This is a genomic window from Mucilaginibacter boryungensis, from assembly GCF_015221995.1.
In the GTDB taxonomy this organism is placed as follows: domain Bacteria; phylum Bacteroidota; class Bacteroidia; order Sphingobacteriales; family Sphingobacteriaceae; genus Mucilaginibacter; species Mucilaginibacter boryungensis.
The window spans coordinates 613,374-634,296 of sequence record NZ_JADFFM010000002.1; the positions used below are offsets into that span (position 1 = coordinate 613,374).

General features: G+C 43.0%; 18 protein-coding genes. 9 read left to right on the top strand and 9 right to left on the bottom strand.

Going from position 1 to position 20,923, the window contains the following annotated elements; genetic code table 11:
- Positions 1-43 precede the first annotated feature (43 nt).
- The 4 genes from IRJ18_RS15640 (at position 44) to IRJ18_RS15655 (ending at position 1,993) form a co-directional block, all read left to right on the top strand.
- On the top strand, positions 44-1,249 hold the full coding sequence (locus tag IRJ18_RS15640) for an MFS transporter (protein ID WP_228072894.1): 1,206 nt from the start codon (positions 44-46) through the stop codon (positions 1,247-1,249).
- 181 nt (positions 1,250-1,430) lie between these two features.
- Positions 1,431-1,616: a hypothetical protein gene (locus IRJ18_RS15645; RefSeq protein ID WP_194107247.1), complete on the top strand. Its 186-nt coding sequence runs from the start codon at positions 1,431-1,433 to the stop codon at positions 1,614-1,616.
- A gap of 32 nt (positions 1,617-1,648) precedes the next feature.
- Positions 1,649-1,810 carry a hypothetical protein gene (locus IRJ18_RS15650; protein WP_194107248.1) on the top strand — a complete coding sequence of 54 codons (162 nt, stop codon included), beginning with the start codon at positions 1,649-1,651 and terminating at the stop codon, positions 1,808-1,810.
- Between the two features lie 30 nt (positions 1,811-1,840).
- Positions 1,841-1,993, top strand: a complete 153-nt coding sequence (locus IRJ18_RS15655) for a hypothetical protein (protein WP_194107249.1) — start codon at positions 1,841-1,843, stop codon at positions 1,991-1,993.
- Positions 1,994-2,107: 114 nt separating this feature from the next.
- Here IRJ18_RS15655 and lpxB read toward each other — a convergent pair whose 3' ends face one another.
- The 4 genes from lpxB to IRJ18_RS15675 are packed head-to-tail and all read right to left on the bottom strand — an operon-like array spanning position 2,108 to position 4,890.
- A complete protein-coding gene (gene lpxB / locus IRJ18_RS15660; protein WP_194107250.1) occupies positions 2,108-3,217 on the bottom strand; it encodes a lipid-A-disaccharide synthase in 1,110 nt (369 codons plus the stop codon).
- Positions 3,218-3,538 carry a hypothetical protein gene (locus tag IRJ18_RS15665; protein WP_194107251.1) on the bottom strand — a complete coding sequence of 107 codons (321 nt, stop codon included), beginning with the start codon at positions 3,536-3,538 and terminating at the stop codon, positions 3,218-3,220.
- Between the two features lie 18 nt (positions 3,539-3,556).
- Positions 3,557-4,084: an adenine phosphoribosyltransferase gene (locus IRJ18_RS15670; RefSeq protein ID WP_194107252.1), complete on the bottom strand. Its 528-nt coding sequence runs from the start codon at positions 4,082-4,084 to the stop codon at positions 3,557-3,559.
- Positions 4,081-4,890 carry a helix-hairpin-helix domain-containing protein gene (locus IRJ18_RS15675; RefSeq protein WP_194107253.1) on the bottom strand — a complete coding sequence of 270 codons (810 nt, stop codon included), beginning with the start codon at positions 4,888-4,890 and terminating at the stop codon, positions 4,081-4,083. The genes IRJ18_RS15670 and IRJ18_RS15675 overlap by 4 nt, the downstream gene beginning before the upstream one ends.
- 106 nt (positions 4,891-4,996) lie before the next feature.
- Here IRJ18_RS15675 and IRJ18_RS15680 point away from each other — a divergent pair, with 106 nt between their 5' ends.
- Positions 4,997-6,754, top strand: coding sequence for a lysophospholipid acyltransferase family protein (locus IRJ18_RS15680; protein WP_194107254.1), 1,758 nt, complete (start codon positions 4,997-4,999; stop codon positions 6,752-6,754).
- Between the two features lie 62 nt (positions 6,755-6,816).
- Here IRJ18_RS15680 and IRJ18_RS15685 read toward each other — a convergent pair whose 3' ends face one another.
- The 3 genes from IRJ18_RS15685 to trxA all read right to left on the bottom strand — a co-directional run bounded on the left by IRJ18_RS15685 (position 6,817) and on the right by trxA (position 11,648).
- A complete protein-coding gene (locus IRJ18_RS15685) occupies positions 6,817-7,500 on the bottom strand; it encodes a hypothetical protein (protein ID WP_194107255.1) in 684 nt (227 codons plus the stop codon).
- A gap of 231 nt (positions 7,501-7,731) precedes the next feature.
- On the bottom strand, positions 7,732-11,043 hold the full coding sequence (locus tag IRJ18_RS15690) for a TonB-dependent receptor (protein WP_194107256.1): 3,312 nt from the start codon (positions 11,041-11,043) through the stop codon (positions 7,732-7,734).
- Between the two features lie 287 nt (positions 11,044-11,330).
- Positions 11,331-11,648, bottom strand: a complete 318-nt coding sequence (gene trxA, locus IRJ18_RS15695; protein ID WP_173413254.1) for a thioredoxin — start codon at positions 11,646-11,648, stop codon at positions 11,331-11,333.
- Between the two features lie 248 nt (positions 11,649-11,896).
- Between trxA and frr the strand changes: the two genes are divergently transcribed.
- Together frr and IRJ18_RS15705 are read left to right on the top strand one after the other, a co-directional pair.
- The gene (gene frr, locus IRJ18_RS15700) at positions 11,897-12,460 is read left to right on the top strand and encodes a ribosome recycling factor (RefSeq protein ID WP_194107257.1); all 564 of its coding nucleotides are present in this window, start codon (positions 11,897-11,899) and stop codon (positions 12,458-12,460) included.
- A 144-nt stretch (positions 12,461-12,604) separates the two neighbouring features.
- Positions 12,605-14,374 carry an ABC transporter ATP-binding protein gene (locus IRJ18_RS15705; RefSeq protein WP_194107258.1) on the top strand — a complete coding sequence of 590 codons (1,770 nt, stop codon included), beginning with the start codon at positions 12,605-12,607 and terminating at the stop codon, positions 14,372-14,374.
- Positions 14,375-14,451: 77 nt separating this feature from the next.
- On the opposite strand, the gene IRJ18_RS15710 is transcribed toward IRJ18_RS15705, so the two are convergent.
- Positions 14,452-15,780 (bottom strand): MFS transporter, encoded by a 1,329-nt coding sequence (locus tag IRJ18_RS15710; RefSeq protein ID WP_317174094.1) that lies wholly within the window; start codon positions 15,778-15,780, stop codon positions 14,452-14,454.
- A 125-nt stretch (positions 15,781-15,905) separates the two neighbouring features.
- The gene (locus IRJ18_RS15715) at positions 15,906-16,760 is read right to left on the bottom strand and encodes a DMT family transporter (RefSeq protein ID WP_194107259.1); all 855 of its coding nucleotides are present in this window, start codon (positions 16,758-16,760) and stop codon (positions 15,906-15,908) included.
- A gap of 442 nt (positions 16,761-17,202) precedes the next feature.
- Between IRJ18_RS15715 and IRJ18_RS15720 the strand changes: the two genes are divergently transcribed.
- Positions 17,203-18,183 carry a ribonucleoside-diphosphate reductase small subunit gene (locus IRJ18_RS15720; RefSeq protein WP_194107260.1) on the top strand — a complete coding sequence of 327 codons (981 nt, stop codon included), beginning with the start codon at positions 17,203-17,205 and terminating at the stop codon, positions 18,181-18,183.
- A 151-nt stretch (positions 18,184-18,334) separates the two neighbouring features.
- Entirely contained in the window at positions 18,335-20,710 is a 2,376-nt protein-coding gene (locus IRJ18_RS15725; protein ID WP_194107261.1) for a ribonucleoside-diphosphate reductase subunit alpha, read from the top strand.
- The last annotated feature ends 213 nt before the right edge of the window (positions 20,711-20,923 follow it).

Below are 20,923 nucleotides of genomic sequence, written 5' to 3' on the forward strand. Positions count from 1 at the left end.
AAATTTTAATCAATTTATTGTTAAAATTTCGTGTAAAAAGCACATGAACGATAAAAAACCGACTCAACCGCAGCTAACTCCACTGATTTTATGGATAATGACCATAACTACAGGTTTTGTAGTAGCCAACATTTATTATAATCAGCCTTTACTGAATGATATTGCCGTTACTTATCATATAAGCACAGCAAAAGTTGGACAAGTGGCTATGATTACTCAAGTAGGTTATGGTATCGGATTATTATTTATTGTCCCGCTGGGCGATATGTTTGAACGCCGCAAACTAATGCTGATAGATTTTGTGTTTATGGTCACCTCCCTTTTAGTAGCTGCCTGGGCACCCAATATTTTAGTATTATTAATAGCCAGTTTATTTGTAGGCATTACCTCGGTTATTCCACAATTAATGATACCTATGGCTGCGCACCTTGCTAAGCCCCGGGAACGGGGAAAAAAAATTGGCTTTATTATGAGTGGCCTTTTGATAGGCATACTATTATCCCGCACGGTAAGTGGTTTTGTTGGCGAACATTTTGGATGGCGGACCATGTTTTATATAGCTGCCGGTATGATGTTGCTGATATGGCTGCTGGTTTATTTGCAACTACCAAAGGTTGAGGCCGATTATACTGGTAAATATGCCACCTTAATGAGATCGCTTGTTAAACTGTTTAAAGAAGAACCTGCCTTGCGTTTAGCTTCATTTCGTGGCGCTTTGTGTTTTGCCAGTTTCAGTGCATTTTGGACAACCATTGTATTTTTATTAAAACAGCATTTTAATTTGGGTAGCGATGTGGCCGGCGCTTTCGGTTTATTAGGTGCTTTAGGCGCAGTAGCCGCCGGATTAATGGGTCGCCTAAGCGATAAGACAAACGCTTATAAATTGTCGGCTTTCACAATCATTTTAATTATTGTATCCTTTATAGTATTTATGGTATGGGGTTATACCCTTATTGGCCTGGCGGTTGGTGTAATACTAATGGATGTCGGCGTGCAGGCTACACATATCTCTAACCAGGCTATTATTTTTGCATTAAATCCATCGGCACGTAACCGTATCAATACTATATATATGGTGTCTTACTTTATTGGCGGTTCACTGGGAACATTTCTGGCTACTATAGTTTGGGATAAATACCAGTGGAACGGCGTATGTACTATTGGCATCGCTTTATCGTCCATCGTGCTGGTGGTCCATCTACTTAACCATCAAAAGATGAAAGTGCATCATCAAACCGTCCGCTCCTGACCACTCTACAAAACATAGTGTAGGTTTTAATGTAGCTTTTTTTGATGCGATATCCTACGTATAGCGCCTGCTTATACACTTTTTTAATTCCAAACGCGCTGTTATGAGACTTTTTTAGGTTACTAATTGATTTTTGGCACTGAATTGGAATAACCAATAACAGATCAGTTAAAAATTGAAAATGATAGTCACTAACCCAAATATGGAACAACCGGAAGAGGAAAAAGAGTGGGAAGACCCACAACATCCTACCGAGCCTTCAGACGAACGTGACAAGGAACAGATACAAAGGCAATACGAAGAGGCTAAGCGCCGTAAAGATAACCTTACTGAAACCGATCATATTGATAAAGAAAAAAAGAATTAGTTAAATAACATTTCAACAAAAACATTACCACTATGAAAGCTCAAAAAAAATTATCTGTAACCAAAATGATGGACCGTTTTGATAACGAGTTAAAAAACATCCTGATAAATGACCTATCGGTTGCTAAAAATACTAAAGCCAATCTTGTTAATACTATCCAAAATGGCTTTAACAATCGTTTAAATGCAGCATAGTCAAAACATTTAACTATAAAACATTCAACCATGAAAAACTATAACAGTAAACCAGCACCGAGTAAATTAGTTGCCCAGTTTGACAACCAATTGATAAAGATATTGATGGAGGACCTGAAAGCTTTCCATGATAAAAATCCAACTATCCGTAAAGCAGGTATACAGCAGAAACAAGCTGCCTAACCTATATCTACCTGTAAAATTCTTTTACATTACCTATTGAAAACGGTAAGGCCCTTTGTAAACAGAGGGCCTTATTTTTATCCACCGCCTTTTCATTTCGAACTAATTCCAGATTCAACCTTTCAAATATCCCAAAATTAATTCAGCGGCCTTAGCTGACGCGCCGGGGGTACCCATATACACGTCAAGTTCATCGTAATTAGTTAACATTTGGGTGCGATAGGCTGCATCATTTAATAGCAAGTTTAGTTCTGTAGCTATTTGCTGTGGGTTACAATCTTCCTGTATCAGTTCCTTCACTACCAGTTTATTCATAATCAGGTTTACAAGTGATATAAATTTGATAGATACCACCATGCGTGCAATAGCAATACTAATAGCGCCACCTTTATAAACCACTACTTGCGGCACATTAAATAAAGCCGTTTCCAGCGTAGCTGTGCCCGATGCTACAATTGCAGCTTCGGCGTGGGTGAGCAAATCGTAGGTGGCATTGAATACAACGGGTATTTCCTGCTTATCCACGTATTGATCGTAATAAGCTTTATCAAACGATGGCGCACCGGCAATTACAAATTGATGATGAGGGAACTGTGCTGTTACCGCCAGCATATCAGGTAATAACCTGCTGATCTCTTGTTTGCGACTACCGGGTAACAGCGCTATGATCCTCTTACCTGTCAGGTGGTATTCCTTAAGAAAACCTGCGGTAGGCTCAAATGCTGCTATGGCATCCAACAGCGGGTTGCCTACATAATCTACATGCATACCCCATTTGTTGTAAAAGTCAACCTCGAAGGGCAGGATGCAGAACATATGATCGACCACGCGTTTTATTTTCAGGACGCGTTTTTGGTTCCAGGCCCAAACTTTTGGCGAGATATAGTAGCAGGTTTTAAAACCTTGCGCTTTGGCAAAATCAGCGATCTTCAGGTTAAAGCCTGGAAAATCGATCAATATTACCACATCGGGCTGCCAGGCGCTAATATCTGTTTTGCATGCTTTCAGGTTTTTAAATATGGTGCGCAGGTTGGCCAATACTTCTACAAAACCCATAAAGGCCATATCAGCATAATGCTTTACCAGCCTACCGCCCTGGGCCTGCATTAAGTCGCCGCCAAAGTACCGGAATTCAGCTTCGGGATCGCGCTCCTTCAGTGCCTTCATCAGGTTGGCGCCGTGTAAGTCGCCCGACGCTTCGCCCGCTACCAGGTAGTACTTCATTTATTTATATCTGAAAAAATAAACCACTATTAAAAACACAAAAGTAACCAGCATAATACCCTGCACAGTCTTCTCCTGGTGCTTGCCGGCAAAGTAGCGCAATACACCCAGGTTTAAAGCTGCCACTATAAAGTATGGCAAGCCCCGGTTTGCCGTAATCCAGATAGGATGCATCACTACCTCAAAAATCAAGGCGGCTATAACGGGCAATATCAGCCCCATGATAATCCCGTTGGGTATGGTGTTTTTATTGAGCATTTGTTTGTTACTAACTATTAACCTCAATGCCGAAACAAGCTCAGCATGACGTATCTTTTTCATCACGTTTTCTTGCAGTGCCTAATAATCCGCCAGTACCAAAATTTTATCACTTATTGGCTGTATCCTTTCGCGGCCATTTAAAAAACCAAGACCAACCACAAAACTGAAGCCTGCTACTACGCCGCCCATTTCTTTTATCAGTTCACTGGCTGCGGTTACGGTGCCGCCGGTGGCCAGCAGGTCGTCGTGTATCAATATGTGCTGACCGGGTTCAAAGGCATCAGTATGCAGTTCAATAGTGGCGGTGCCGTATTCCAGTTTATACGCTTTTTGTTTAATGGTAAACGGCAATTTACCGGCCTTACGCACCGGGATAAACGGCACGCCTAACCGGCATGCCAAGGATAACCCAAACAAAAATCCGCGACTTTCAACCCCCGCAACTACATCTATTTTGGTATCTTTTAGTCGCTCGGTAAAAGCATCAAGTATCTTATCACAAAGTATAGGGTCTTTTAAAATAGGGGTGATATCCTTAAATACAATACCGGGTTTCGGAAAGTCTGGAATATCCCTTATGGCGCTTTTAATTTGTTGTTCTATCATTTAAAACTGATGTATGGTTCAATTTTACGCAAAATTCCGTCATCAATAATAGGAATGTTCTTTAAATCGCTCAGTTGAGTGTAGTCGCCATGTTGATTTCGATATTCAACAATGGCATTTTTTTGCTTGTAAGTCAAATAAGGGAATACCAGCAGGCGGTCTTTATCCGGGTGATTGATATTGATCTTGCTGATCTTCCGTGCATCAATCTTAATAAACGGCGCAATGTCTAAATACATTGCAGAATCTATCCCGTAAATTTCCTTCAATTGTTCTTTTTTGCAGAAACCACCCAACCTGTCGCGGTAGCGGATAATGCGTGTGGCAAAACCATTACCAATGCCGCCTATTTGGGTAAGTTTAATAGTGTCGGTAGTGTTAATGTCCACAACCGCGTTGGTCTTTGCAGTATAATTTGATTTTTCGGGCAGGTTAATGTAAGGGGCAAGGCGCTTGTAATCATCGCTGCTGATTGCGTATATTTTCTTCAGATCGGCCTTGTTGTAAAACCTGCCGCCCTTAGCTTCATAATTTTTAATGGTGGTTATTTGGTGTTCGTTTAATCCCAATTTTTGCCAGGCTGTATCGGGTAAATGATTGGGATCGAACAAAAATAATTTGACGTTGTTGAGTTTAGTGGTATCAGCGTCCATTTTTGGTAACCGTGCGGCCGCCTCATCAAAGCCATTTGGATTTACCAGCTTGTAAGGATGCAGTTTTTTATAAACACCGGGGGCAGCCAAAACCAAAGTTATCAGTATAAGCAGAACAATTAATCCGTTCCACTCCTTTTTAGTAACTGACAAGTAATTTTTAAGAGGCGAAGGCATGGTTATAGCTAAATATTGGCGTAAAATAAAGAATTTTTAAGGATATTTAACTCTTAAACACAATATACCCCTGCCGCGAAAAATGAAAATAATAACCACCAACGAATTTGCAAAAGCTATAGGGCTGGACAAGCTGAAAATGCCCGGTCTTGCTGCGTTGCTAATGGAAATTATGAAGATAAACCAGGTGAACGAATTGTTTGCCAGCGCCCAGCATAAACACGGTATTGAATTTATTGATGCTATTTTAGAAGGAGTTGGGGTTACGGTTGATTTTGACGAAACCGAACTGCGTCATATCCCTGCCGACGGCGCTTTTATCGCTATTGCCAATCACCCTTATGGCGGTGTTGAAGGGCTGGTGTTATTAAAAATGCTCTGCATGGTTCGGCCTGATGCTAAACTGATGGCCAACTTCCTGCTGAAGAAAATACCTAACCTGAGTGAGTACTTTATTGCCGTAAACCCCTTTGAAAATATCGATCATTCATCCAGTATCAGCGGGATAAAAAGCACACTGGGCTTACTGGCGGGAGGCACCCCTATCGGCATATTTCCCGCGGGCGAAGTGTCCACCTATAAAATTGAAACCCAGCAGGTAACCGACCGCAAGTGGCATCCGGTTGTAGGAAAGATCATCGCGAAAGCAAAAGTGCCGGTGGTCCCTATTTATTTCCATGGGAATAATGGCCTGTTGTTTAATTTGCTTAGCCTGATCCATCCTACGTTACGCACTGCAAAGCTACCCTCGGAATTATTTAACAAGCAAGGCCACACCATTAAGCTACGCATTGGCAAGCCCATACATTTTGAAGATATCCCCGAAAGTAATAACCCTGCAAAACTACTGAATTACCTGCGTGCCAAAACCTATGCTTTGGGTGCAGGGCTTGAAGAAGAAAAGAAATTATTCAACCCGCGCAATTTGTTCAAAATAAAAAGCGAACCCGAGGAAATTGCTTTTGAAACCGACCGGAATATCATTGAAAAGGAACTTGAACCTTTACGGGAGAATTACCTGATCTGGACGGAGAAAAACTACGAGGTATTTATAGCCCCCACATCCACTATCCCCAATATTATACGCGAAATTGGACGCTTGCGCGAAATCACTTTCCGCGAGGTGGGCGAAGGCACTAATAAAAGTATCGATTTGGATGAGTATGATATTTACTATCATCACCTGTTTATCTGGGATAGCGAAACTAAGCTAATTGTAGGCGCCTACCGCATTGGCCTGGGCGATGAAATATTTTACAGTCGTGGCAAAAAAGGGTTTTATACCGCTGAAGTTTTTAAAATAAAAGGCCAGTTTACTCCCGTGTTAAAAAGCAGCATCGAACTGGGGCGTTCGTTTATCCGTTCAGAATACCAGGGCAAGCCGCTGCCTTTATTTTTATTATGGAAGGGCATATTGAAGTATTTACTGGATAACCCCCGTTACCGCTATTTGATAGGGCCGGTAAGCATCAGTAATTCATTCAGCACATTCTCAAAATCTTTAATTGTAGATTATATCACTAAGCATCATTTCGACCATGAAATGGCGCAATATGTGCGCCCGCGTAAAAAATTCAAGGTTGATTTTTCCAAGATCGATACAGACCTGCTGATGGAAGGCGCTGATGATTCATTGAAAGGACTGGATAGCATTATATCCGACGTGGAAACTCGTAATATGAAGATCCCGGTATTACTTCGACAATATATCGCGTTAAACGGAAAGATCATCTGTTTTAACATTGATCCAAAATTCGCCGATTGCCTTGATGGTTTCCTGGTGCTTGATCTGCAGCAAGTTCCGCGCGAAATGCTGGAAAAGTTGGGAAAGAATCTGTAATCAGTGATTGGTTAATTAGTGATTAGTTGTTGAATGGCAATCACTAATTAACTGATACTAACTTAAAACTTAAATACCAATCCCATACCTGTTACAATAGCCGAATAACTGGTAGCCGCAACGCCCGTATAGCCGCTTGGAGGATTATTATTAAGGTTCCCGCTTTGTATAAAAAGGTTATAACCGGTATACGCATCAATCTCTACATTATTGTGCACAGCAAAACCAACACCCAGTTTAGGTGCAAGATAAGCTTGTTTACAGGCCCCACCCAGGTAAATGTTATTATTATCATCCGTATAGTGTGTATAGGAAGTGTTGTAGCCCATGCCAATATTTATACCGCCATAACCTGTTAACCGCTCGGTAATGGGTACATTATATACGCCGCTTAAATAAAATAAAAAAGCGGTATAGTTTGAATAGGTAAGTGTGGCTTCGTTTCCGGCATCTATTTGAGTGGTTGTCATCAGGGTTTTGGGCCTAAATTCCCGGTACGAGAAATGAGCACCAAGGGTGATGTGATCTAAAAGCCGCATAAAGCCAATACTATAGCCAAGGGTGCTTTTATAGCTCTCCATGTTTTTGCCCGGCAATTCAACATCGGTACCTATCCTTATGCCATAATCTGTTTGTTGAGGAAAAAAATCCTGCGCATGGGTTTTAACGGATACTATCACAGCTATTAACAGCAAAAAGACATAACGATTCAGAACGGCTAATTTACGCGGGGCTGGCTTTTTCAAGACACTAAGCCCGGAGGAAAGGGACTGATACATAGGTGATGGAGGTTTAATTAATGTAAAGATATTGCATTTACGTATAGTTAAAATAAAATTAATCGGGACAAATGAGGGACATTTTTACAGCCTGATAATGAGACGATAGCGTAGCATTAATCCTTTCAGTTGAATTAATTTTTAAACAAAAAAAGCCCTGCAAAAATTGCAGGGCTTAAAAATATTTGCGTTAAACTATTAGAAAGAATAGCGAATACCAAACTGCATTTGGTAACGCGAAGCAAATTGGTCAACCGCGTAAGGTACACCCGGGTTAACAAATTTGTAGGTTGGGTAAGTTGTTGCCGCATTAGCAAACGATGGCGTAACATTTTTGGTTAAACCAATACTTGATGTTGAATTGAAAGTATTTGGAGAATAATAGTAATGTCCCCATGCTTTGTTCAACAAATTAGTAAGGTTGATGATATCAAATGTAAAGGTTAAAGTTTGCTTATGGGCGTCAGTACCAATGTTAAAGTCCTGGGTAAAACGGAAGTCGGCATTAGTGTTCCACGGCGTGCGCGCACCATTACGCTCGGTAAATTTACCACGGCGGGTTTTTAAGTATTGGTCGCCATCAATAAATTGGTCGAATGCAGCCGCCTGTGCCGATTCTGCAGCAGTTGGCGCATTTGGTGTAGTGCTGAATAGTTTAATAGTTTCGCCAACGTTTGGAATATAAGCTAAGCTAACCTGCTGACCGGTTCCCTGAATTGAACTTGGCAGGAAGCCAAATGAATACGGGGTACCTGAAGTTGCACTAAAGAAGATAGCAAAGTTAGACGATGCTTTTTTGCTGCTTATTTTATAATTCAGGTTAGTGATGATACGGTGACGCACATCAAAGTTAGAATAAGCTAAGGTTGGCGCGTTAGGGTTTAAAGCCTGGTTCAACTGCCAGTTTGATTCCATTGAGTTGCGGATACCGTTGGTGATATCTTTAGACTGACCGTAGGTGTAAGCAAAATCAACATTTAAGCCCATAGGCCATGTTTTACCAATTTGGCCGGTGATGCTATAACGGTTACCCTGATCGGTGTTTGACAACAGATAGGCATTGGTAAAGTTAGCCGATGGCTTGCTGTTCACAAATATTGGCTGTTGGTGCTGGGTATCGTATGGGTAATAAGTCGCCTGATCGGTAGTGTTGGTTTGCTGGAACTTTAAATCGTGAATAACTTTAGTATAAATACCTTCTAATGTGAACCGCCATTGGTCCTGGGTTTTATAGTCTACAGCTAAGCTGCTTCTCCAGACCTGTGGCATTTTAAAGTTGTTATCAATCATATCTACCTGGGTAGGGCCGCTTGCACTGGTATTTGGCACAGGGTTGGTTTGTTGATTAACAAAACCTAAGCCACCGTTGGCAGGCGCTTGTGTTGGATTAGTACCCGGGGTAATGGTGTTGGATGTACGGTTAATATTGTTTTTATCGTAAGCACCATAAGTATCGCCGTTGTTATAAAAAGCGTAACCAAACCATGCAAATGGTACACGACCGGTGAATGTACCGGTACCACCACGTACAACAACGCTTTGGTCGCCATTAACATCGTAGCTGAAAGATAAACGGCCGTTAATTTCGGTATTGTCCAAAAACTTATTCTGGATGTTCCTTGGCTGGGTGTAAGTAAAAGTAGTACCGTAATTAGGGTCAGCAGCAGCACCGGTAGTTTTGCTGCTTAACGGTTGTTTGTTAGGTACACCGGCATAATCTAAACGGATACCGCCGGTAATTTTTAAATTATCTGTAGCCTGCAGTTCATCCTGTGCATATAAGCTTAACAGGTTCACTTTAAACTGTGCCGATGGATTAGCTAAAATGTAATCGCGGGTATTGTTGGTATAGTTAAAGTTAGCCCTTACACGCGATGGGGTAAATGTTACTGTGGTGGCCGGGTTTGAGTTGAACGCGCCAGTAAAATCATCAATACTTGCGTAAGAATCGCGACCGTTCCACGCATTTACAAAGTTGTAAGTAATGTTATAAAACTCGTTATGCGTACCAAAAGTAAAGCTGTGTTTACCAGTGTTTAAGGTGAAGTTATCGGTTATCTCGGTAGTTTTTTGGTGCATATCAAATATAGCAGCCTCACGGTCGGTACCCAGGAAGATAGTAGTACCAGGGGTGCGGCCGGTGATCTCGATCTGTGGCAATGCCGGGTTCGAGTTAGGATCACGATAATCGTGTACGTTCGAATAACCAAATAATAAGCTGTTGCTGATGGAATTGGTAAACCTTGATTTTAACTCGGCAACAGTTGAAGTTGAGTTGTTGTGCGATGTATAATCAATACCGCTGAAACGGAAATTCTGCTGATCACGCTCAAGGTTGGTAGCGGTAGACGAGATCGTGTTATTTCGCAAAGTCAGCTGGTTCTTTTCATTAATGTTCCAGTCTAAACGATTGAAAAACTTGTTCGAGTTTGAAAATATACTGGCTTCGCCGGCTGTTCCAGGGCTTAAACCGCCGGTGTAGCTGGTAAATGCTTTGGTAATGTCTGTTGCGTCCTGTGCAGAAAGGATGGGGTTAGCACCAGCGCTGCCTGCAGGGAAGATCACCGGGTCTTTCCGGCGGGCAAATTCCTCGTTAGTGAAGAAAAACAATTTGTCTTTCACAATTGGCAACCCTACACGGGCACCAAATTGGAAATCATGGAAAGCAGACGGTTCTTTTGAATTATCGCCGCCCACGTTGGCCGGGATGCGGTTTGGGCCGATAAGGAATGCTCCACGACCGAAGCCATATACCGAACCGGTAACCGTATTGGTACCGCTGCGGGTAACGGCGTTTATACTACCCCCTAATACGTTACCAATTTTGATATCGTAAGGTGCAACATAAACTTGTATATCCTGTATCGCATCTAACGATACCGGGCTGGTACGCGTGCTGCTGCCAACCTGACCAGATACGTTGTTCTGACCACCTAAAGATGGACTGAACCCGATCGCATCATTATTGATGGCCCCGTCAAGCGTTACGTTGTTGTAACGGTAGTTGGTACCCTGGAACGAGTTATTGCTGCTTTGCGGAGTCAAACGCGTCAGGTCCTGCAAGCTGCGGGTAAGCGATGGCATATTACGCAGCTGATTTTGATTAATGCGTGTGCTGGCCCCTGTTTTGGTAGCGCCACCGGTTGATCGTACTACTACTTCTTTCAAGGCGGTAGCTTCATCTTCCAGTTTAAAATTATAAGTGGCATTGCCAAGGTTTATGGTAATGCCGGTTAATTCTTGTTTTTTGTAACCCACAAAGCTGGCGGTAATAGTGTAAGGCCCTCCGGGGTTAACATTCGAGATAGTATAACGGCCATCGGCATTGGTTTGATTGCCGTAACGGGTGCCGGTACTGGTGTTTACCACACTAATAGTTACACCTGGCAGTGTTCCGCCTTTTTGGTCGGTAACCTTGCCGGTAATAACACCGGTAGTGATTTGTGCATTAGCCACACTTGCTGCAGCTAAAACCAGAACGGTTAGGATGATAGATAAGAGCTTCTTCATTTTGTGATTTTTGTTTGAGCACAAAAGTTCAGCTATAATGTTAACCGTGTGTTAACCCTGCATTATATTATTAAATGAAAATTTAACAATAATTAAAGATTAAATTTCTATTACTTGCAATTAATTTCTTTTGATGATGTTTTCGTTTCGCAGGGTTTCATTTGGAAAAATAGCAAGAAAATACCTGATTTGTTATGAGAGTGGAAATTAACGTAACTGCAAAATAAAAAAGGCCGCTTCCGGATATATTCGGAAGCGGCCTTTTTTATAAAACTTAGAAAGATATATTATAACTGTTTAACCAGTTTATCGGCCAGTACTGATTTTGGTACAGCGCCAATTTGTTTGTCAACTATCTCGCCATTCTTAAAGAACAGTAAAGCAGGGATATTGCGGATACCGAATTTCATTGAAATGCCGGGGTTATTGTCAACATTTACTTTGCCAACAACAGCTTTGCCGTCGTATTCTTTTGCAATTTCTTCCACTACCGGGCCAACCATTCTACAAGGGCCGCACCATTCTGCCCAAAAGTCAACCAATACGGGTTTATCAGATTTAAGCACAAGCTCCTCAAAGTTTGCGTCAGTAATTTCTAAAGCCATGTTATTTTTTTTAAAAGTTCAACAAACATATATATTCAAAATGCTTGCCACAAGTGTTGTGCTGACATTCTGACAAATAAATTACGTGCCGGAGCCTTATTTATAAATTAATGACGATAAGGCATTGATTGTATGCTGTTTTGGCCGAAGTCATGCAAACTTACCGCCCTGTATGTTTTAATTTAACCTTTCACCTTTCTGCTTTGACCTTTCACCTTATTTACTATTTTTGCAAAAACTATCTCACCATGAGCGAACTCATTAAAAAACAGTTAACTGATGCAAAAAGCCTGATGGACAAGGCTATTGACCACTGCGATAACGAATTGGGAAAAATACGTGCCGGCAAAGCCAGCCCCTCCATGCTTGACGGCGTAATGGTTGATTATTACGGGTCGCCTACCCCGCTAAGCCAGGTAGGCAGTGTAAATACGCCCGATGCTAAAACCATTGTAGTGCAGCCATGGGAAAAAAGCCTGCTGGGCGCTATTGAAAAAGCCATTATGGAAGCTAATCTTGGTGTTAACCCTCAGAACGACGGCGTAATTATCCGTATAAATGTACCACCGCTAACTGAAGAGCGCCGCCGCGACCTGGTTAAAAAAGCTAAGGCTGAAGCCGAAAACGGCAAAATCGCCATACGTAATATCCGTAAAGATATTAATGAGAAAATTAGGAAACTAAAAACCGAAGGGGTATCTGAAGATGAAATGAAAACCGGCGAAGCTGAAGTGCAAAAACTGGTTGATGGCTATATATCAAAAATTGATTCGCTAACAGATGCTAAGGAAAAAGATATAATGACGGTATAAGCTTAACAGCGTAATGTCAAAAAAAAGGGGACGAGCTACTTAGCCGTTCCCTTTTTTTATTTTTGTTAAATACCTGGATGTCCATTGCCGGCATAAGCCTGTTGCGCAATATGGCTTCAGTTCACAATTACGATATACATTTGCATGAAGACTCTTTTATCATACTTAAAAAACCATCGCTGGGTAGTATTGCTGGCCCTGGTGCTGGCCGCATTAAATATAGGCTTCTCGCTGCTCGATCCAATGATCACCGGGAAAATAGTAGACAACTACATGATGCCTAAAAGCGGCAAGTACTATACCTATGAGTATCGTTTACACGGATCGCTGATATTGGTAGGGCTGGCCGTGGGCGCGGCTATGGTATCGCGTATAGCAAAAAACTTCCAGGATTATTTTACTAATATCATCGTCCAAAAAACCGGTGCTAAAATGTATGCCGATGGCCTGAAACATTCGCTTGAATTACCGTACCAGGTATTTGAAGACCAGCGTAGCGGCGAAACACTGGGGATTTTACAAAAGGTGCGCCTGGATTGCGAAAAATTTATCACCTCCTTCATCAGCGTATTGTTTGTAAGCCTGGTGGGTATGGTATTCGTTATCATTTACTCGTTAACAGTAAGCTATAAGGTAACACTGGTATACTTCGCGGCCATTCCGGTAATTGCTATTGTTAGTACTTTGTTAAGTCGCAGGATAAAAAACATCCAAAAGAAAATAGTTGGTGAAACTACTGCCCTGGCAGGCTCGACCACTGAATCGCTGCGGAATATTGAACTGATCAAAAGCCTGGGACTGGTGAAGCAGGAAATTGAACGGCTGAATAAAACTACCTACAAAATACTGGATCTGGAGCTGAAGAAAGTAAAATTTGTGCGCAGCATGAGTTTTATTCAAGGCACGGTAGTTAACCTGGTGCGCAGCTGCATGATCGTTATTTTATTGATCCTTATCTTTAAGGGTACATTAACACCAGGTAATTACTTTCAGTTCCTGTTCTACTCATTCTTTTTATTCAACCCTTTGCAGGAATTAGGTAACACCATACAGTCATGGCGCGAGGCACAGGTATCACTGGCTAACTTTGAGCGTATCCTAAACACACCGATAGATATAAAACCTGTTAAACCTGTGCTGATTGAAAGGGTAAAAACCCTAACATTCAACAATGTCAGCTTTAAACACCTAACCGCTAACCGCAACGCGCTTAACCATATTGATTTTGAAGTAAACAGTGGTGAGACGGTAGCATTTGTTGGCCCTTCGGGTTCGGGAAAAACCACGCTGGTGAAGCTGCTGGTAGGTTTGTATCAGCCTCTGGAAGGCGATATCATGTATAACAATGTATTAAGTAAAGAGATTGATCTTGACCAGTTACGCGAACGTGTAGGGTTTGTGACGCAGGATACCCAGCTGTTTTCGGGCACCATCCGCGAGAACCTGTTGTTTGTGCGCCCGGGTGCTACTGACGAGGAATGTATGAACGTATTGCACCGTGCAGCCTGTCAAAGCCTGTTGGCCCGAGCCGATAAGGGGTTGGACACTTTGATAGGCGAAGGTGGTGTAAAAGTATCGGGTGGTGAAAAACAACGCCTTTCCATTGCCCGCGCACTGCTGCGCCGTCCGGATATTTTGGTGTTTGACGAGGCTACGTCGTCACTTGATTCGATCACTGAAGAAGAAATTACCGAAACGATAAAGGATGTATCCGATCAGACCGATCATATCACTATCCTGATCGCTCACCGCCTGTCTACCATTATGCATGCCGATACCATTTATGTATTGGAGAAAGGGCATATCATTGAGTCGGGCAAACACCTTGACCTGATACAGCAAAAAGGTTTATACTATGCTATGTGGCGCCAGCAAATTGGCGAGAAAGTGACAGCAGAAGTAGAACTTCCTTAAGAATGTGCAAATTAGAAGATGTGCGTATATGCAGATGATTATTTGCACATCCGCATATGCGCACATTTGCACATCTTTTATGCTACCGGCGGGCTTATCGGCTCTTCCTTTTCAGGTAAATGAATATCGTTCAATCCCAGGGGCAGCATTTTGCGGGTTTTGAAATAGGTAAAGGTAACAACACCCAGCGTCATAGCGCCACCGAAAAGTACGGCCGGTATAGTGCCCAGGAACTTGGCGGCCATACCTGATTCAAAATCGCCAAACTCGTTTGAGGAACTGATGAACATTTGATTTACTGACGATACCCTGCCACGCATTTCATCGGGGGTGAGTAGTTGCATAATTGTTCCCCTGATAATTACGCTCACGCTATCGAACGCGCCCTGCAGGAACAGGAATAAAAGCGACAGCCAGAAAATATGCGATAAACCAAAACCTACTATCGACACACCAAAACCAGCCACCACAATAAGCAGGTTACGCCAGGGTTTATTCATAGGCGAAAAGCGGGTCATGACAATAAGAGTTAAACCCGCCCCTACTGACGAGGCCATACGCATAATACCCAACCCTTCCGACCCTACTTTCAGTATATCTAAAGCAAATATGGGCAGTAAAGCCACTACACCGCCAAACAGTACCGAAAACAAGTCGAGGCTTATCGCGTAAAGCATCATTTTGGTTTTGAAAACAAATCGCAGGCCCTCGGCCAGGCTTTTCCAGATATTATCTTTTGGAATAAATGTTGCCGGGTATTTCCGCAGACTTGCAACCACCAAAAGCGATATCAGCATAAACAGGATGATTACCACAAAATTGGCTGTAATACCAGCCAAACCGGGCATAATTTTATCGGAAAAGCCATAAAGGAAACCACCAATCAGCGGGCCTAAAATGGCCGACATGTACCAGCTTGAACTGCTCCAGGTGGCAGCTATTGGGTATAATTCTTTGGGAATACTATTGGAATATACAATAAATACCGCCGGCCCATAAAACGCCCGGGCAACACCATTGCAAAATATCATGGCGTAAATAACTGCCAGTATCCAGCCTAAAGTGATATGCTGTGAAAATGCGCTAAAGGTAACCGCACCCATCACCAATGACGAAAGGAACACGCCGGCAAATATCCAGAGCAGCATTTTGCGCTTTTCGTACTTATCGGCAACGTACCCTCCAAACATGGCCACACAAACCGCAGGGATCACCTCGGCCAAACCAATATAACCAATGTATTCAGCCTTGTGGGTGAGTTGGTAAACGTAGAAGCCAAGTACCGTAGTTTGCATTTGGTAGGCAAACGTAAAAAAGAAACGCATGCTGATGTACGAGCGAAAATCCTTATACCGGAGCGGCGCGTATGGATCTTTACGGGTTTTACTATTTCCTTCCTCGGGCACTAATTTTGTTTTTTATAAGCGGTTGCTAATTTAGGGGATAAGGCTTAGGGATGCAAATAAAAATCTTCCTCCATCCCCGTGCCCTAAATAAGCCTAAAAGAATTATCGCAAAGTTTTGTATACGCCTACGCGGTTTTTGCTCCCTTCACAAATGTTATCCCAATCCCTGCCAGTACAATTATACTGCCTGCTATCTCTTTCAGCTCCAGCTTCTCTTTTAATAATATCGCTGCGAAAATAGCAGTAACCACGGTTTGCGCCAGTAAGGCTACTGCTGTTTTGGTAGCCGGCAAATGGCTGATGGCATAATTAATGGTAAGCCACCCTAAAAGCTGGCAAAGTACGCCCATCCCTATAAAGTAACCCCAGGTGCTTGCCGGAAATTGAATTAGCTCTGCCCCCTGTATCAAATTCACAATTAATAAAAAAACAATGGCGCCCAGCATATTATAAAACATAAAGGTGACGATATCTGTGCGTTGCAGCACATTTTTGCTAAGCATAATATAGGTAGCATATAATACGCTGGCAGCCACAGCCAGCAGTATGCCGGCGCTAAAATGCAGGGTAACCAAAGCCTGGTAGCCCACCAAAACCAGCATGCCGCCGATAGCTATAGCCGTTCCCAGCCAAAAGGGCCAGCCCGAATGTTTTCGCAGGAATATAAAGCTCATTAACCCCACCCAAACCGGCACCAAATTGGCCAGCAGTGTTGATACCGTAGCGCTGATCTTTAATATAGACATATTCCACACCGTAATATCGGTAGCGAATACCACACCGGCCAGCAAGGCAATCCACATATCCTTCCGTGCAAAGGTGGTTTTACCTTTTATCAATACATAAGGCAATATAATAACCCACGCAATTGCCATGCGGTAAAGTGCGGCAGTTGCCGGTGCAACGCCTGCCAGCTTTACAAATATGGCCGAGAAGGCAATGCAAATAATACCAATAACAAGGCTAAGCTTTGGATTCATACGATGGCAAACTTAGGCAATCGCAGCCGCTAATAAAACAATAATAGCGTTTCGACCGTCAGGAGTGCCATTCGCTAAAAACTAAAATTTTGCATCGGGAATAGAATGGAAAGTTGTATGAAAAAGTTCCTCTTTTTTTGCGTCTATAAATTGTGTAAAACTTACCCTTGATGTGCAAAACTTCGGCGTACAAGAAATGGGGTCAGCCGTTACATTTGTTTTAGTTCTTTCACCGCCGTCAAAATCTACTGAAAAACGGTTAACGCAGTGGTAATCATACGTTAGCAAAAAGTACGGTTTGGAAAGAATGTTTACAACCATAAATTTATTAGAAGACAGGTTCTTTTTAGCTGCTTTCAAAAAAAAGAAAGAAAAGCAGGGTGGCGTTGTCGACTTATAACAAATGGTTACAAAAAATAAATAATAAAAAATAACAGGGAATATGAGCCAGGAAAATGAATTGCTTTTAAGAGAAAACAAAGACCGCTTTGTAATTCTGCCTATAAAATATCCTGCCATTTGGGAGATGTATAAAAAGGCCGAAGCGAGCTTTTGGACAGCCGAGGAAATTGACCTTTCTGACGATTTAAAGCACTGGGATAATATGAACGATGGCGAGCGCCATTTCATATCGCACATCCTGGCATTTTTTGCAGCGAGCGACGGTATCGTGAACGAGAACCTGGCCGTAAATTTTATGAGCGAGGTACAATTGCCTGAAGCGCGTTGCTTCTACGGTTTCCAGATCATGATGGAGAATATCCACTCGGAAACTTATGCCCTACTGATCGATACTTATATTAAAGATTCAGCCGAGAAAGACCGCTTGTTCCACGCAATTGATACCATACCGTGCGTGCAGAAAAAAGCCGAATGGGCCCTGCGCTGGATAAACAACGGATCATTTGCCGAACGTTTGGTAGCATTCGCTGCGGTAGAGGGTATTTTCTTTTCGGGCAGCTTCTGCTCTATCTTCTGGTTAAAAAAACGTGGGTTAATGCCGGGACTAACCTTCAGTAACGAGTTGATATCACGGGATGAAGGCTCGCACTGCGAATTCGCCTGCCTGCTATATAGCATGCTTGAAAATAAGCTGAGCAAAGATGCGGTAACCAAGATCATCACCGACGCGGTGGAGATTGAAAAAGAATTCATCAGCGATGCATTGCCCGTTTCATTAATAGGTATGAATGCCAAGCTAATGAGCCAGTACATTGAATTTGTAGCCGACAGGTGGCTGGGCGAACTGGGTTATCCTAAGCATTATGGCGCAAGCAACCCATTTGATTTTATGGAGATGATATCGCTGCAGGGTAAAACCAATTTCTTTGAAAAACGCGTAGGCGATTATCAAAAAAGCGGTGTGCTAAATAATTCCGGCACAACAGACAGCAAAGCGTTCTCATTGGACGAGGATTTTTAGGGGAAGTCCCTCCCAACGCTCCCCGGAAGGGAGGATTTTGGAAGTCTCCCCTACCGGGGGAGATTTAGAGGGGGCGGGTTCAGACAGACAAGAATTAATTAACAGAAATAATAAAACGTTCCGGTAAGGGAACAAAAAAGAGGGGGACACAATGTTTGTAATTAAAAGAGACGGCAAAAAAGAGACCGTAAAATTCGACAAGATCACCGCACGCATCGAAAAACTGTGCTATGGTTTTCCATCGCTGGTCGATCCAATCGATGTGGCAAAAAAAGTAATTGAAGGTTTGTTCGACGGCGTAACCACGTCCGAACTGGATAACCTGGCGGCAGAAACGGCAGCGTCGTTAACCACCAAGCACCCCGACTATGCTTTGCTGGCATCGCGTATAGCAGTATCGAACCTGCACAAAAATACCATCAAATCGTTCTCTGAAACCATGAAGAATCTATATGAATATGTAGATCCTAAAAATGGTAAAGCCGCGCCTTTGCTGGCCGATGATGTGTACCAGGTAATTATGGCCAACGCCGAAGAACTGGACAGCAGCATTATTTACGACCGTGATTTTGGCTTTGATTACTTTGGTTTTAAAACCCTCGAAAAATCATACCTGTTAAAGCTTGACGGTAAAATTGCCGAACGCCCGCAGCATATGTTTATGCGTGTATCGGTAGGTATACATAAGGAAGATATTGAAAGCGCCATCAAAACTTACAACCTGATGAGCGAACGCTGGTTTACACATGCAACCCCAACATTGTTCAATGCCGGTACACCAAAACCACAAATGTCATCGTGCTTTCTGTTAACAATGAAAGATGACAGTATTGATGGTATTTACGATACACTGAAACAAACCGCCAAAATATCGCAAAGCGCGGGTGGTATCGGTTTAAGCATCCACAATGTGCGTGCAACCGGTTCATACATCAGCGGCACTAACGGTACCAGCAACGGTATTATCCCAATGCTGCGCGTGTTTAACGATACCGCCCGTTATGTAGACCAGGGCGGCGGCAAGCGTAAAGGCGCCTTTGCTATTTACCTGGAGCCATGGCATGCCGATATCTTCGAATTCCTTGACCTGCGTAAAAACCACGGTAAAGAGGAAATGCGTGCCCGCGATCTGTTCTACGCCCTTTGGGTATCTGATTTGTTTATGCAGCGTGTTGAAGCTAACGAAGACTGGAGCCTGTTCTGTCCGCACGAAGCACCGGGACTTGCGGATTGCCATGGCGAGGAGTTTGTGAAGCTTTACACCAAGTATGAAAAAGAAGGCCGCGCCCGCAAAGTAATTAAAGCGCAGGAACTTTGGTTTGCCGTGTTAGATAGTCAGGTTGAAACCGGTACGCCATACCTGTTGTATAAAGATGCCGCCAACGGTAAATCTAACCAGCAAAACCTGGGTACCATAAAAAGCTCGAACCTGTGCACCGAGATCATCGAGTACACTTCGGATAAAGAGGTTGCGGTTTGTAACCTGGCATCGCTGGCCTTACCACGTTATGTTATTAACGGTGTGTTTGATCATCAGAAACTGTATGATGTTACTTACCAGGCTACCATTAACCTGAACAAGATCATCGATAATAACTACTACCCGGTTGAAGAAGCCCGCTACAGCAACCTGCGCCACCGCCCTATTGGTTTAGGTGTGCAAGGCCTGGCTGATACCTTCATACTGCTGCGTATGCCGTTTGAAAGCGACGAGGCTAAACAACTGAACAAAGAGATTTTCGAAACCATTTACTTTGCCGCCATGACCGCCTCTAAGGACCTGGCTATTAAAGATGGCCCATACAAAACCTTTAAAGGTTCGCCGCTATCAAAAGGTAAATTCCAGTTCGACCTTTGGGATGTGAAACCCGATAGTAACCGTTGGGATTGGGAAAACCTGCGCCTTGATGTGATGAACCATGGTGTGCGTAACTCGCTGTTGGTAGCGCCAATGCCTACCGCTTCAACATCGCAAATTTTGGGTAATAACGAATGCTTTGAGCCATACACTTCAAACATTTACACCCGCCGTGTACTGAGCGGTGAGTTTGTGATCGTTAATAAACACTTACTCCGCGATTTAGTTGACCGCAAGCTTTGGGACGGCACCATGAAAGATAAGATCATCAGCGCAAATGGTTCTATCCAGGATATCACCGAAATACCACAGGATATGAAAGACCTGTACAAAACCGTATGGGAAATTAAGATGCGTAACATTATAGATATGGCTGCCGACCGTGGCGCCTATATCTGCCAGTCGCAATCGTTAAACCTGTTCATCAATTCGCCAAATGCAAGCAAACTTACTTCAATGCACTTCTACGCATGGAAGAAAGGCCTGAAAACAGGTATGTACTATCTGCGTACACAGGCAGCATCGCAAGCGGTTAAGTTTACTGTGGAGAACCAGGGTGGTAAAAACATGGATCCGGTTATCCCTGAATTAGTTGACCAAATTGTCGACGAAATTCCAGCCGGCCCAACCTGCTCAATGGAAGAAGGTTGCGTTACATGCTCTGCATAAGTTCTAAGTCTTGAGTTGAAAGTCTTAAGTCAGAATACAAGACCGGGAAGCGAATAGTTTTCCGGCCTTTTTTATTATTACCCCTTTGTCATTGCGAGCGATAGCGTGGCAATCGCACACCCAAAGAGCCACCTGCATAGTCCGCGATTGCTTCGTTCCTCGCAATGACATAGTGTTTTACAAATCAATGATTACCAAAATTTCCATTTCCCG

Coding starts and splice junctions, on each gene's coding strand:
- IRJ18_RS15640 (WP_228072894.1), top strand. CDS start 44: ATGAACGATAAAAAACCGACTCAACCGCAGCTAACTCCACTGATTTTA.
- IRJ18_RS15645 (WP_194107247.1), top strand. CDS start 1,431: ATGATAGTCACTAACCCAAATATGGAACAACCGGAAGAGGAAAAAGAG.
- IRJ18_RS15650 (WP_194107248.1), top strand. CDS start 1,649: ATGAAAGCTCAAAAAAAATTATCTGTAACCAAAATGATGGACCGTTTT.
- IRJ18_RS15655 (WP_194107249.1), top strand. CDS start 1,841: ATGAAAAACTATAACAGTAAACCAGCACCGAGTAAATTAGTTGCCCAG.
- lpxB (WP_194107250.1), bottom strand. CDS start 3,217: ATGAAGTACTACCTGGTAGCGGGCGAAGCGTCGGGCGACTTACACGGC.
- IRJ18_RS15665 (WP_194107251.1), bottom strand. CDS start 3,538: ATGAAAAAGATACGTCATGCTGAGCTTGTTTCGGCATTGAGGTTAATA.
- IRJ18_RS15670 (WP_194107252.1), bottom strand. CDS start 4,084: ATGATAGAACAACAAATTAAAAGCGCCATAAGGGATATTCCAGACTTT.
- IRJ18_RS15680 (WP_194107254.1), top strand. CDS start 4,997: ATGAAAATAATAACCACCAACGAATTTGCAAAAGCTATAGGGCTGGAC.
- IRJ18_RS15690 (WP_194107256.1), bottom strand. CDS start 11,043: ATGAAGAAGCTCTTATCTATCATCCTAACCGTTCTGGTTTTAGCTGCA.
- trxA (WP_173413254.1), bottom strand. CDS start 11,648: ATGGCTTTAGAAATTACTGACGCAAACTTTGAGGAGCTTGTGCTTAAA.
- frr (WP_194107257.1), top strand. CDS start 11,897: ATGAGCGAACTCATTAAAAAACAGTTAACTGATGCAAAAAGCCTGATG.
- IRJ18_RS15705 (WP_194107258.1), top strand. CDS start 12,605: ATGAAGACTCTTTTATCATACTTAAAAAACCATCGCTGGGTAGTATTG.
- IRJ18_RS15715 (WP_194107259.1), bottom strand. CDS start 16,760: ATGAATCCAAAGCTTAGCCTTGTTATTGGTATTATTTGCATTGCCTTC.
- IRJ18_RS15720 (WP_194107260.1), top strand. CDS start 17,203: ATGAGCCAGGAAAATGAATTGCTTTTAAGAGAAAACAAAGACCGCTTT.
- IRJ18_RS15725 (WP_194107261.1), top strand. CDS start 18,335: ATGTTTGTAATTAAAAGAGACGGCAAAAAAGAGACCGTAAAATTCGAC.